The sequence below is a fragment of the Dactylosporangium sp. NPDC051484 genome (assembly GCF_040689395.1).
In the GTDB taxonomy this organism is placed as follows: Bacteria; Actinomycetota; Actinomycetes; order Mycobacteriales; family Micromonosporaceae; genus Dactylosporangium.
This window is the reverse complement of sequence record NZ_JBFAZX010000020.1, coordinates 1-12,515: the sequence shown is the minus strand read 5'-3', so window position 1 is coordinate 12,515 and position 12,515 is coordinate 1. Positions and strand designations below refer to the sequence as shown.

General features: G+C 65.1%; 8 protein-coding genes and 1 pseudogene. 3 read left to right on the top strand and 6 right to left on the bottom strand.

Features of this window, described 5'->3' with window-relative positions:
- Window positions 1-39: 39 nt before the first annotated feature.
- From AB0367_RS26800 to AB0367_RS26780, 5 genes are all read right to left on the bottom strand, one after another.
- Window positions 40-3,177: a DEAD/DEAH box helicase family protein gene (locus AB0367_RS26800; RefSeq protein WP_366229184.1), complete on the bottom strand. Its 3,138-nt coding sequence runs from the start codon at window positions 3,175-3,177 to the stop codon at window positions 40-42.
- Complete coding sequence (locus AB0367_RS26795; RefSeq protein WP_366229183.1) at window positions 3,174-4,436, bottom strand: restriction endonuclease subunit S; 1,263 nt, start codon at window positions 4,434-4,436, stop codon at window positions 3,174-3,176. The genes AB0367_RS26800 and AB0367_RS26795 overlap by 4 nt, the downstream gene beginning before the upstream one ends.
- Entirely contained in the window at window positions 4,433-6,178 is a 1,746-nt protein-coding gene (locus tag AB0367_RS26790) for a class I SAM-dependent DNA methyltransferase (protein WP_366229182.1), read from the bottom strand. Before AB0367_RS26790 ends, AB0367_RS26795 begins: the two co-directional genes overlap by 4 nt.
- A gap of 163 nt (window positions 6,179-6,341) precedes the next feature.
- On the bottom strand, window positions 6,342-8,507 hold the full coding sequence (locus AB0367_RS26785; RefSeq protein ID WP_366229181.1) for an AIPR family protein: 2,166 nt from the start codon (window positions 8,505-8,507) through the stop codon (window positions 6,342-6,344).
- Between the two features lie 495 nt (window positions 8,508-9,002).
- The gene (locus AB0367_RS26780) at window positions 9,003-10,109 is read right to left on the bottom strand and encodes a hypothetical protein (protein WP_366229180.1); all 1,107 of its coding nucleotides are present in this window, start codon (window positions 10,107-10,109) and stop codon (window positions 9,003-9,005) included.
- A gap of 145 nt (window positions 10,110-10,254) precedes the next feature.
- Here AB0367_RS26780 and AB0367_RS26775 point away from each other — a divergent pair, with 145 nt between their 5' ends.
- Window positions 10,255-10,602, top strand: coding sequence for a hypothetical protein (locus AB0367_RS26775; protein WP_366229179.1), 348 nt, complete (start codon window positions 10,255-10,257; stop codon window positions 10,600-10,602).
- A 432-nt stretch (window positions 10,603-11,034) separates the two neighbouring features.
- Window positions 11,035-11,502 (top strand): annotated as a pseudogene (locus AB0367_RS26770) (IS110 family transposase); the annotation flags it as partial.
- Here the strand turns inward: AB0367_RS26770 and AB0367_RS26765 are convergent.
- The gene (locus AB0367_RS26765; RefSeq protein ID WP_366229178.1) at window positions 11,448-11,897 is read right to left on the bottom strand and encodes a hypothetical protein; all 450 of its coding nucleotides are present in this window, start codon (window positions 11,895-11,897) and stop codon (window positions 11,448-11,450) included. The pseudogene AB0367_RS26770 and the gene AB0367_RS26765 overlap by 55 nt on opposite strands.
- A 353-nt stretch (window positions 11,898-12,250) precedes the next feature.
- On the opposite strand from AB0367_RS26765, the gene AB0367_RS26760 reads away from it, so the two are divergent.
- Window positions 12,251-12,515 (top strand): transposase (locus AB0367_RS26760; RefSeq protein WP_366229299.1); only part of this gene is annotated, 265 nt, incomplete at its 3' end.

Sequence of the window (12,515 nt, the reverse complement as noted above, 5' to 3'; positions counted from 1 at the left end):
AGGCCGTGCCGGCCAGCCGCGCGGCTGCGGCCGGCCTGCTCATGCGTCCGTCCGCTGATCGATCGCTGCCTCATAGAAGGCGTCCGCGAGCGCCATGATGACGGCGCTGATGCCAGGGCCGTCGCTGAAGAAGTAGTCGGCCATGGTGTTGTGGGCCTCCTGGTTGTCGACGACCGCCTCGGTGACCGCCGCTTGGAAGTCCTGCGATTCCATGAACTGCTTCTTCGAGTTCACTTTGGCCTGGTTGACCAGGTCCGGATAGGCGAGCAGCCGCTGTACCAGTCCCTGCACGAACTCACGAAGCTGAGACTCGGCGAACGACTCGGCGCCGAAGAGGTCGTTCATCTTGTCGATGACGATCTGTAGTGCGACGTACCTCGGCTCCTTCCGGGTGCCGGTGCCCGCGGCGCCGATGCCCTTGAGCTCGCCGTCACCGGTCAGCGAGATGTCGACTGGGGTCCCCTTGGTGTGCTTGACCCCGACCAGGACCACGTCGGAAAGGTCGACCTCCGCGGCCCATGATGTGTCGGCGATGACCTTTTCCAGGAGCCGCAGGAAGATCGACAGCATCTCCATGTGCGGGTCGCCGTAGTCGACGATCTGGCTCATGAAGTCGTAGAGCCGGACGTAGGTGGAGACGTCCTTGCGGAACAGGTCGAGGGTGTTGAGGGTGAGCTTGTCGTCGGCCTCGATCGCCGCCGCGTATCGGCGGGCGAAGTCGTTCTTGGCCGGGCTGATCGCAGCCGAGAGCGCGTTGTTGCCCTTCCGGGTGACCCACAGTTCGGCGACCTCGCGCACCTGCTCTGGCGTATAGATCCCGGCCTGGGCGAGCTTGGTGGCGAGGTGGACGACGACGTACGGGTCGGTCTCGGTCTCCAGGGTGGCATTGGTGAAGTACGGCTCAAACGCAGCCCGGATGTCCTCAGGCTTGTTCACGAAGTCAATGACAAACGTCTTGCGCTTCTGCTCCCCGCCCGCAGTGCGATGGGTGCGGTTGAGCCGGGACAGCGTCTGCACGGCAGTGACCCCGGAGAGCTTCTTGTCGACGTACATCGCCGAGAGCAGCGGCTGGTCGAACCCTGTCTGGAACTTGTTGGCGACCAGCATGATCTTGTACGTCACGCCCTTGAAGGCGGCGGCCAGGTCCGAGCCGGAGCCGGGGTTCAGGTTGGCCTCGGTGAACTCGTCGTCCTTGCTCGGCTGCGGCCCCCAGTCCGAAGCCCACTCCTCGTCCTCGGTCATCGTCACCGAGCCGGAGAAGGCGACCAGGGTGCGGTAGTTGTACGAGGCGTCCTTGGCGGCCCGCTTGGCGATGTAGGCGTCGATCGCCTTCTTGTACTTCACCGCGGCCTTGCGCGAGTCGGTCACGACCATCGCCTTCGCCTTGCCCTCCAGCAGGTGGGCGACGTTGGCATGGAAGTGCTCGACGATGATCTGCACCTTTTGGCTGATGTTGGTCGGGTGCAGCTTCACCCACCGCATCAGCCCCTTACGCGCCGCGACCTCCTCCACCTCGCCACCGTCGCCGCTCTCAGCCTTACCGGCGATCTTCAGCGCGGTGTCGTAGGACTGGTAGCCCCTGAGCACGTCGAGGATGTAGCCCTCCTCGATCGCCTGCCGCATCGAGTAGAGGTGGAACTCGACCGGCTTCCCGTCAGGACCCTTGCGACCGAACAGCTCCAAGGTCTTATTCTTCGGCGTCGCCGTGAACGCGAAGTAGGAGATGTTCTCCGACTCGGCCCGCTCGGTCATCTCCGAGGCCAGGATCGCCTCGACGTCGACCTCACCGCCCTCCTCGATCTCCTTGACCTCCTCCGCGGTCAGCACAGCCTTGAGCTTGGAGGAGATCTGCCCGGACTGCGACGAGTGCGCCTCGTCGGCGATCACCGCGAACCGCCGCCCCTTCAGACCTTCGTCGGCCCGAATTTCGTCGAGGGCGAACGGGAAGGTCTGCACCGTCACCGCGATGATCAGCTCCCCGTTCTTCAACGTGGTCGCCAGCAGCCCGGACTTCGACTTCGCCCCCGCCTTGCGGACGTCCTCCGGGCTAATCGTGGCCACGATCTTCCCCGATCCGTCGATCTGCCGGATCGCATCCTGGAGCTGCCCGTCGAGCACGGTGCGGTCCACAACCACGATCACCGAGTCGAAGACCTTCTTGTCGTTCACGTGCAGCCGCGCCAGCCGGTGCGAGGTCCAGGCGATGGTGTTCGTCTTCCCCGACCCTGCCGAGTGCTCGATCAAGTAGCGATGCCCCACCCCCTCCTCGCGCACCGCGGCTACGACGTTCGTCACGGCCTCCCACTGGTGGAAACGCGGGAAAAGCATGCTCGTACGCCGAACCGAGGTGCCGGTCGCGACATCCCACTCCTCCTTGGTCTCCACGATCATCAGCCGGCCGATGATGTTGAGCCAGGCGTCCTTCTCCCAGACCCGCTCCCACAGGTACGCCGTCGCCGACCGCCCGCCCTCACCCGGCGGATTCCCTGCGCCACTCTCGTGCCCCATGTTGAACGGCAGGAAGTGCGTCGTCTCGCCCTCGAGCCGGGTGGTCATCGCGGCCAGGTCGTTGGAGACCGCGAAGTGCACCAGCGCTCGATGCCCGAACGATAACAGCGGCTCCGGCCGTCCCTTGGTCAGCGGATGCCGGCCTTTGCGGTACTGGTTGATCGCCTCATCGAGGGACTGCGTGAAGTCGGTCTTCAACTCGACGGTGCCGACCGGGAGCCCGTTGACGAAGAAGACCAGATCGATGCTGCGCTGGTCAGCGGTTGAAAAATGCACCTGCCGCATCACCCGCACCCGCATCGCCGCGTACTGCTCGTTGGTGGTCGCGTTCAGGCTGGTCTCGGGTCGGAACTGCGCCATCTTCAGCCGGCCACCGCTGATGTACTGCACCCCGTTGCGCAGGATGTTTAGCGTCCCGCCGCCATGTTCGAGAGGCTTGTCAAGCGCCGTGGTCAGCACGTCAAGGAACTTCGCCTGCGACCCTGCGGCCTTCAACGACTTCTCGTACGCCGGCTTCTGGGTCTCCTTCAGCCAAGCGAACAGATCCTCGGGGAACAACGCCCGTTCCCGGTCGTAGCCGGTGTCGTTCGCCGAGCAGCGCCACCCGTGGGACTCCAGGTACGCGCAGATCTCGGACTCAAAGACGGCCTCGTTGTGATCGGCCATCATGCCATCTCCCGTGCGTCGATCTGCCCCGTCACCGCCGCTGTGATCAACGCAGCCCGCCGCTCACGGACGAGCTCAATAAACCGCTCCGTCTCCGCGATGAGATGATCGATTTTGGCGATCTCACTGTTCAAGCGCACGACGATGCGACGCTGATCATCCACGGGGGGCAGCGGCATCGGGAGGTTCACGATGTCGGACTGGCTGATGTTGAGCATCGAGTGGCTCACGCCGGTCGCAGCCAACTCGATAAGATCGCGCCACCTGCGGCTTCCGAGCACTGAGGCTACGAACCGCGAATCGGCTCGACTCTCATCCAGTGAGAAGGCGTAGAGCTTGTCACAGAGCATAAGCCGCGGAAAGTCGCCTTCAACCACTGCCGCGCTGCCGACCAGTTCACGGGTGTTGGCGCGCGACACGATAAGGTCACCTGGAATTACAACGATGTCCGGGCGCGGGATCTCGTCCTCCGGCAGCTCCTTGTTCTCCATCGGACGGAAACGGCCGCCGTTTGCCGCTCCAGCCCTGAGAACGGCCCAAGTCTCGACACCGTCGGCTGGCCACGCGTAGCACTGCGGGCTCCACCCCTGCCGAACCGATCTAATGACGTGCTTCAGTCGCGCCCCGCCGGTAGCGACGACGGACACCGCCTCCTCAACCGCCGCCAGGCGCCGCTCGCGAAGCATCTCGATCAGGCGCTGCTGCTCGTCGATGAGCGCGTCGATGCGGGCGATCTCGCGGGCGAGGTAATCGGCGATGGCGCGCTGCTCCTCCAGCGGCGGCAGCGGCATCGGAATCCTCGCGAGCTTCTCCGCGGTGAGGTGCGGCATCGAGACAACGTTGGAGTAGGCGCGAATGAAGCCGCTAGCGCGCAGCGCGATCAAATAGAACGCGATGAACCGGCCGTCGAAGTCGCCAAACGGTCGAAGCCGGCTGATCGAGTTCTGGAATCCCCAGCCTGGGAGATCCTCGTCGACATACGCGGCACGACCGAACCCGCCTTGGCCGCCTTCGACGACGACAACGTCGCCCGCTCGGATGCTCAACTGCTCCAGCTCGGCGTCGCCGAACCACATCTCGTTCACGTCGTCGAGAGCCAGAACGCCGTCGGGCTGCACGTTCGCAGCACGCATGTACGGGGCACGCACGTCGCTGCCGGAGTCCTTGCTCTGCAGCATCTTGCCGAGCGTGACGGTCGCAGCGTTCTTGACCTGGCCAGCCAGCCACCCGTCCGGCAAGGCGCCCCAGAGCGGTCCCGTCACTGCTCCACCTCTCGCAGCAAGTCAAGGATCTTGGCGACCTGCTTCTCCAGGTCGGCGTCGATCTCTGCGAGGGGGCGGGGTGGGACGTACTCATAGAAGTGGCGGGTGAAGGGAATCTCGTAGCCGGTTTTGACCTTTGTCCAGTCAATCCAGGCGTCGGGGACGTGCGGCTTCACCTCGGCGTCGAAGTACGCCTGGATGACCTCGACCTTGCCGGCCGCACCGGCGGTTGAGCCGCCGTAGGTGAAAGGGACGTTCTCGGTGTCGCGCTTCTTCGCGTCCGCCTTGGACTTGCCGTTGCGGTCGACGACAGGGCTGCCGGACTCGTCGAGGAGCGGGCGCTCGACGGTGATGGTCCAGTAGCCGAACTCGTCGTTGCGCAGTACCTTGGCGTAGCCCGGGTCGGCATCGGTGAAGTCGGCGTACAACTGGACGACCTTGGCGCGGTCCTCCTCGCTGAGTTCACGGTTTTTGGCTCCGAGGTTCTTGCGCATCTTGGTCCAGAACGACGAACCGTCGATGAGCTGGACCAGGCCCTTGCGGTCGGGACACTTGGTGTTGTCGAGGATCCAGATGTAGGTGGCGATACCGGTGTTGAAGAACATGTTCGTCGGCAGCGCGACGATGGCATCGACCAGGTCGTTCTCCAGCAGCCACTTGCGGATGTTGGAGGGGCCAGAATCGGCGGCGCCGTTGAAGAGCGGCGAGCCGTTCATCACGATACCGACCCGGCCGCCTCCGTCCTCCGGCGCCCGCATCTTGTGGGCCAGGTGGAGCAGGAAGAGCATCTGCCCGTCCGAGGTCGCCGGGAGGCCGGGGGCGAACCGGCCGTAGGGGCCAGCTTCGTCGCGCTCTTTCTTGACCGCCTTGGCGTACTGCTTCCAGTCGACGCCGTAGGGCGGGTTGGACATGCAGAAGTCGAACTGGCGGCCCTTAAACGCGTCCTCGGTGAGCGTGTTGCCGAAGGCGATGTTGGTCGTGTCGTGGCCCTTGGCCAGCAGGTCGGACTTGCAGATCGCATACGACTGCGGGTTGTACTCCTGGCCGTACAGGCTCAACTTCGCGTCGGGGTTCTGCGCAAGCAGGTGCTCCTCGGCCAAGGCAAGCATGCCGCCGGTGCCCGCGGTGGGGTCGTACAGCGTGCGGACGATGCCGGCCTCGGTCAGGTCGGCGTCCTTCTCGGCGAAGAGAAGGTCGACCAGCAGCCGGATAGCGTCCCGCGGGGTGTAGTGGTCGCCGGAGGTCTCGTTCGCGGCCTCGTTGAACTTGCGGATGATGTACTCGAACGCATCGCCCATGTCGGCGTTGGACACGACACCCGGATGCAGGTCGACGGCCTTGAAGGACGTGATGACCTCGCGCAGCAGCTCCGCCTTCTCCAGGGCGAGGATTTCCTTCTTGAAGTCGAAGTACTGGAACACGTCGACATCGGGCGAGAACCGGTCGATATAGTCGGCCAGGTTGTCCGCCAGCCCATCGGCGTCAGCCAGCAGGTTGGCGAAGGCGTAGTTCGAGGTGTTGTAGAACGGCCTATCGGTCGCCTTCTTGACCTCGATCTTGAGCCGGTTAGGGTTGTCGTACTTCGCCGCCAGCGCGCGCACCGTCTCCCGGTCGGGCTCAAGGATGCAGTCGAGGCGTCGCAGGATTGTGAGCGGGAGGATCACGTTGCCGTACTGGTTGGGGCGGTAGGGGCCCCGAAGCTGGTCGGCGATCGACCAGATGAAACTACCAAGGGCGCTCACAAGGCTCCTTACGAGGGATCACTCGACGACAAATGCTGGACGCTTAGCGCAAGCCGTTGCGCGCCGCACAACCATACCGACGATGGTCAGCCCGGTCGAGAAACTCCAGTTCACAGCATGTGCGAGCGATTTTGACTGGGTCCAGGACTCGTGGTGGATCGTCTTATGCGTCCTCGTCAGGGTCGTCGCTGAGGGAAGCCAGGGTCTCTCGCGCCAGCGCCCACAGCGACTTCCCACCGGAGACGTACCACCGGGACGGACCTTGGGCTGCGACGGGCGCCTTGCTCCACCCTGCCAACCGCCACATCTCCTGCACCAGGCCGGAAGGGGAGTAGCGCTTTCCGTCGGCCGCCCACAAGACCGGGCGTACCCGTTGGTTGACCCACGTCGCGCTGCCCCGACTCGGGTCTTCCGCGAGCCATGCGGCCATCGCTTCCCGTTCGGGCCGGCCGGCGGCCCGGTAGGTCAGCGGTGTGCCGTCCGCCAGTACTCTGGCATCAATCAGGGTGGGCACGGCATTGGGTCGGCGCTGTTGCTTCGGGATCTTCACGATCCGGTATTCCAGCGGCAGGTCGGGGACCGGGACGCCGCGCTTCAGGTCCGCCAGGACCAGACCTGCGAGGGTACGACAGCGGTCGGGGTCAGCGAGTGTGCTGGACACGAGGGAACTCTGACCGAACTCGGCATCAACGTGATGAACGAGCCAGGCGGTGGCACGTTCGACAGCGTTCGGCACCTGGGTGAGGACCGCGTCCCAGTCGGTGTCGGGTTCGTCGATACCGTCGAGGTCCAGAGCTTGGAAGACGATGTGCGCGATGAGCCGGTCTCCCCGCTCCACGATCGCCTCGGCTCGCGCCTGGCGGCTCTTCGCAGTGCGGTGGAGCGTGGCATCGATCTCCCGCAGCACGAGGACGCTGCGCCAGACCTGGTGGGCAGAGGGCCGGTCCTGTGCGTTGAACAACAGCTGGTAGGCGCCCTGAGTGCCCTGCTCCCAGAGCAGGTCGATGCCGCGCTTGGACCGAACGGCGAAATCCGAGTTGCGGTACGCGCAGGCCAGGGCGGTGGCTGCGACCTCCACCGAGCAGCCGCTCTCCGGTGAGGGCTCTGGTTCTCCGCGCTTGACCGTGTACGTCTTCTGGAGCGAGAGGAGAAAGTCCTCTCTGATGGCCCTCTGAACGGGATCGAGAGCGACGAAGTCGCGCCGTTCGACCCGGTTCTGGGTGTTTGTGGCCGTGGTCACCGCGTCCGCGAAGCCCGCCGGGCAGTTCGTGAGCGAGATGACCCGGACGGTCACGTATCCGTCGCCGATTGCTGCGGCGTCCTTCCGGGAGGCCCGGTGTATCGCGTGGACGGTCTGCGCGCCGTTCACCACGCTGGCTCCGTCCAGCTTGAGCGCGACTGGTGACCGCGTCGCCCGACTGAAGTAGTCGGGGGCGAGGGTGTCGCAGAGGAGGGTGATCCCGTTGTTGAAAAACCAGAAGTTGTGCGGTTCGTCGGCCAGCGTGTCGATCAGGCCCTGGTTGACCTGCGTGATGCCGAGCGGCTTGCGGATGTTGCGGTCGAACAGGCGGTCCTCGTGGTCGTCATACCAGGCCGCGATGTCGGCTACCGAGACGAGACCCTGGAACGCCTCGTACGGTTCGGTGATCTTGACGTAGTCCTGCATCCTGACGGTCAGCGCGATGGGCGGTTCCGTAAAGTCGTTGCGCACCACCTCCCAGATGTCGCGGGCCAGATAGCTGCGTTGGTCGAGAATGTTCCCAAGTTGATTGAACTCGTCCTGGGCATCTGAGAGCCGTTGCACGACGTCGCGCGCGAGCGGGTCGGTCCGCATCACGGCGGTCACCAGGGTGATCTTCGACCCCGGGTTGCTGAGAACGGCGGCGACCTGGTCCGCGAGGTTCTGAAAGCGGATGTTGAAGCGGTCGAACTTGCGAGCGTCGACGTATCGAAGACCCTCAATGAACTTGAGTGCGTCGGCGAGCTCGAACCGTGCTCTACCCTTGTCGCTCCACTTCGATTGGACCAGCCAGAGATGCGACGCGCTCTCGTCGGTGGCCACCGCGTCGATGCCGATGTCGTCCCGGCCGTCGATGACTGCCTCGGCGGCGGCTGCCGATTCGCAGCCGGTCAGGTCGCGCACCGCCAGGGCGGCCAGGGCGCGCGACAGAAGTGACTGCTCACGCTCGTTGGGTGGTTTGTTGGCGAGATCCGATATGTCTATCAGTTCGCCGAATTCTCGCAGCAACGCATCCCGTACCTGTCGGACCTGCGTTTCCGGGGGCGCCTCGAAGGGCGTTGCGCCGGACGCAACAGGCTTTCCGCTCACTCGACTACCTAACTGTCGACCTTCACCGTTATCGCCACAGGTCGCGGTCGGACGGTCCGAACCCTCCGGGACCGCAGCAGGGCTGACGATTCTTCCCTTACGCCGGGCTGGCTGATCCACACAGCGTGACGCGTCTCGATCGCCGAAGACCGGATCTTGACGCGCGCGGCATCTATCGTAGCGGCTCGAGCGCTCTCCCGGATATCCCATTAGGACGCCACTTCGATCCACCGGGTTCGAGCGCGTTCGACACCCTCGATGCGGACGAACCGCTTGCTACTGCCCGCCCGACAGCTCCAGCAACAGCCGTCGATGACCATGTCGGTATCGCCGTTGGTCACGGCCGCCGGAGATTCGAACCAGCGCCCGCCGATCCTATGACCGCCGGGTTCCGACTGGCCCGACTGTCACAGTCGGGCCGTGAGCTGAACGCGGTTTGGATGCTGCTACATATGCTCCACCGTGGCAGGATTCAATTGGGCCAACCACGAGGGTTCACTCGGGCGGTTGGAACTGCGCGATCGCGCGCCTAACTCCAGCCTGTTGAACGAAGGGCATGTCGGGCAGACCTTTTAGCACTGCGGCACGCGTTTGCTCTGGCATCGCCGCGATGGTCCTGATCTGATCCTCGATGGCCTGGAACTCTGCTAAGGCTTGGGCAATCTGCGCGACGCTGTCGGCATGTGCGGGCGACCGCCCGAGCGATGCCAGAAGCGCGGTGAACCAGATGCCAGCCTCGGGCGACTGCCCGATCTCCGCGAGCGCGGTCATGCCGGTCACGTTGGGGCGGCCGGTGAATGCGTCGGCAAGCCGTGCGGCGAAGGAAACCCCGTGTAGCAGGAGCCGAGCGTTGCTGCGGGCAAGTTCGAGCGCCGCATCGTCGATCGACCCAACGGCATCGATCAGCGCGACGACGCTGCCATACTTGGCGAAGTCGGCGAGTCCGTCGACAGCCGGCCCCGAGAGCCATGGTCCTGCATCGCCGATGCCGAGTTTGCGGCCAGCCGACACGCCGAGCAGTTCTTCCACCGCAACGGCGTCCTGCTCGTCAGACACGTTCCCGAGGCTTGAATCGTTGAGCGCGAGGCCCAGTATCGTGACTACAGCGCGGTCGCGGTCCTGCTGTGACTGGCGTTCGTGGCGAGGCAGGGACTTCCCGCGCTTCCGGGCAAGCACCCGGGCTACTTGCTTAAGAGCCGCCGACCGCGCCTCATCGTCTCCAAGGTCATCCTTAGGTGCCTGACGCTGTAGCACGCGGTCCATGGCCGCGCACATCTCGCGGATGTACCCGACGATCGCCGCACGGGCCAGGGCAGTCGGCACCGGATGACCGTCAAACCACAACGCCGCTCGCAGAACGTCAGGATCCCTGGTGGCCTCCCGGAGTCGCAGAAGGGCTTGAAGCTGGTCGGCGGTCTCGGATGGGTAGGTCCAGACGGGTCGAGTGCCCTCCTGCCCCGTTCGCTCGGGATGCGGCAGAAGCCCTTCATTGCGCCAGAACTCCAGGCGACGTGCGGTGATGCTCGGATCAGTGTTGGTGGCGACCGCGAGCAGTTGTGCGGTGGTCAACCGCTCCGAGGTACTCCCAGTGGAATCGCTCATCTTAGGTACTCCCAGTGAAAGGCCCGTTATCTTGCAATCTCGCCTGCGCGTGGCCAAAAGGCTTGTTGGCCAGCACATATAGAGCCTACCGTGGAGCGAACCCGGACGGGCAGGCCGTCCAAGCTAATCCCATTAGGAGTGGTTCATGCGTACTGTCGACTACGGACCTTTAGCGTCGTACCTGGACTATTGGGTGAGAAGACAGCCGTTCGGCTGGCACCATCGAGGCGCCCAGAGCATCGCGAATGAGTGGATCAACGACCTGGCGTTCGCCGACATCCGGCTTGCCCGATGGCTCGCTACCCCCGAAGGCGGAGCGATCACGACGGTGGTCCGCGCCGTACTGCTGCCGTATCCCACCAACCACGCGGCCTCAGTGCTGATCGAGGCCATCAACATCGCAGCCCGCCAGCGGACCAACAAGCAGATCGTGCTCACTGGCGCGGGCGGGCTGGCCGCAGCGATAGTGGTTTACATGGCACTCTCGAACTGACCAGCACTGATCCCACGCAACGCACCCGCGTGCTTTCATGGCCTCAACTTCCCGCCGACATGGGCCATGTCAGCGGGAAGTCCAGCAAGTTGGCCGAGCTGATTCTTTTTGGGTGCCCCCGGCGGGACACCAACCTGCGCCAGATCCCTGATTCGACCGGCCCCTGCTGGGAAATCACGCCCCCGCTTACCCCGTTACCTTTTTGATCGTCCCCAGCCGGGGACTGCTCGGTCGCCCGGCTCGGTATGACTAACCGCCCCCTGTCGTACACATGATCCGGGGGGTGTTGTCGCCGGGCCGGGTGGCGTCGGCGGACCGCTGATAGGGACCCGGCCACCCTGCGTGCGGGGTAGGTCTCCTCGTAACGTGGATGCCGGCAGTCCGACGCTCTGACCAGCGGCCGAGCCACGGTAGCAGTGGGAAGGGCAAGACGTGCACGACGAGTACGGCGTGTTCCTGGGGCTGGACGTCGGCAAGGAAGGCCACCACGCGGTCGGCCTGAACCGCGACGGTAAGCGGCTGCACAACGCGGCGCTGCCCAACACCGAGGCTGGCCTGCGGAAACTGTTCGACAAACTGGGCCGGCACGGCCGGATCCTGGCCGTGGTCAACCAGCCCGCCTCGATCGGCGCCCTGCCCGTTGCCGTCGCCCGCGCATGTGGGCACCAGGTGGCCTACCTGCCCGGCCTGGTCATGCGCCGGCTCGCGGACCTGCACCCGGGCACGGCGAAGACCGACGCCCGCGACGCGTACGTGATCGCGGACGCCGCCCGCACCCTGCCGCACACGCTGCGCCGGGTCGACACCGGCGACGACGCCCTCGCCGAGCTGGAAGTCCTCGTCGGCTACGACGACGACCTCGCCGGCGAGGTCACCCGCATCAGCAACCGCATCCGTGGTAGCCGGGTCGGGTCGACCCGATCCGCGAGGTAGGGCAGCACGCTCTCGGCGTCCATGCCGAAGACCGCAGCGACCAGCTTCGGATCCAAGTCGTTGACGAGGTCGACCAGTCGGGTGTTGCGCAGGTGCTTGGGTGCTACGCCCGCCGGATCGAGGACGTGGCTGAGATAAGCGGGCGATGCAGGTGATGCGTCGGTCTTCGTGACCTTCGTGACGATGACGTGCGGGTTGGCTGTTCCCAGCTCTTCTCGCTGCGCCAGGCAGCGGTGCAGCGCGGACCAGCTCGTCGGGTCCAGGGCGGTCGGCCGTGGTCGTCGCCCGAGTTGCAGTGAATGGCTGGAATGGTCAACGTTATTGATGGTCAGCTGGCGCAGTTCTAGGAGACCGCTGAACAAATGCCGGTTCCTGGGGAGGGCGGGGTCAGGGGTGGCGGGGAAGGTGTCTCAAGAGGCCGTCGAGCGGCGGTAGGTCACAGCGCGTGGCTGGACTGCGAGCTTGCCTTCCCCGTCGATGAAGCAGTTTATGGCGGGGTGTGGGTTGCCGGGAAGCTGCGGTTGGGTGGTCTCAGGCCATGGCCCAGCCGGTGGGTTGGCGGGTGAGGCCGAGGTTGAGCAGCCGGCGGAGGTTGAGGCCGGCGATGCGGGTGCGCAGCCACCAGGTGTTGGCGGTGGTGGGAGTTGCCCCCTGATCTTGGACACTTGAACCTGGGATGTTGATGGTCCCGGGAGATCAGGAGTCCTGGAACACGATGGTGAATAAGCACTACCCGCCCGACTTCAAGGCCGACGCGGTGGCGTTGTACCGGTCTCGGCCGGGAGCGACGATCGCGCAGATCGCCGACGATCTGGGCGTCAATCGGGAGACGTTGCGTAGCTGGGTTCGGGCCGATAACCAGCGACGGGCTGGCGGTCCGATGGCTTCGGCGAGGCCGCAGCCGGCCGGTTCGGTCGAGGAGGAGAACGCGCAGCTGCGGCGGCGGGTCCGTGAGCTGGAGGAGGAACGCGACATCCTGC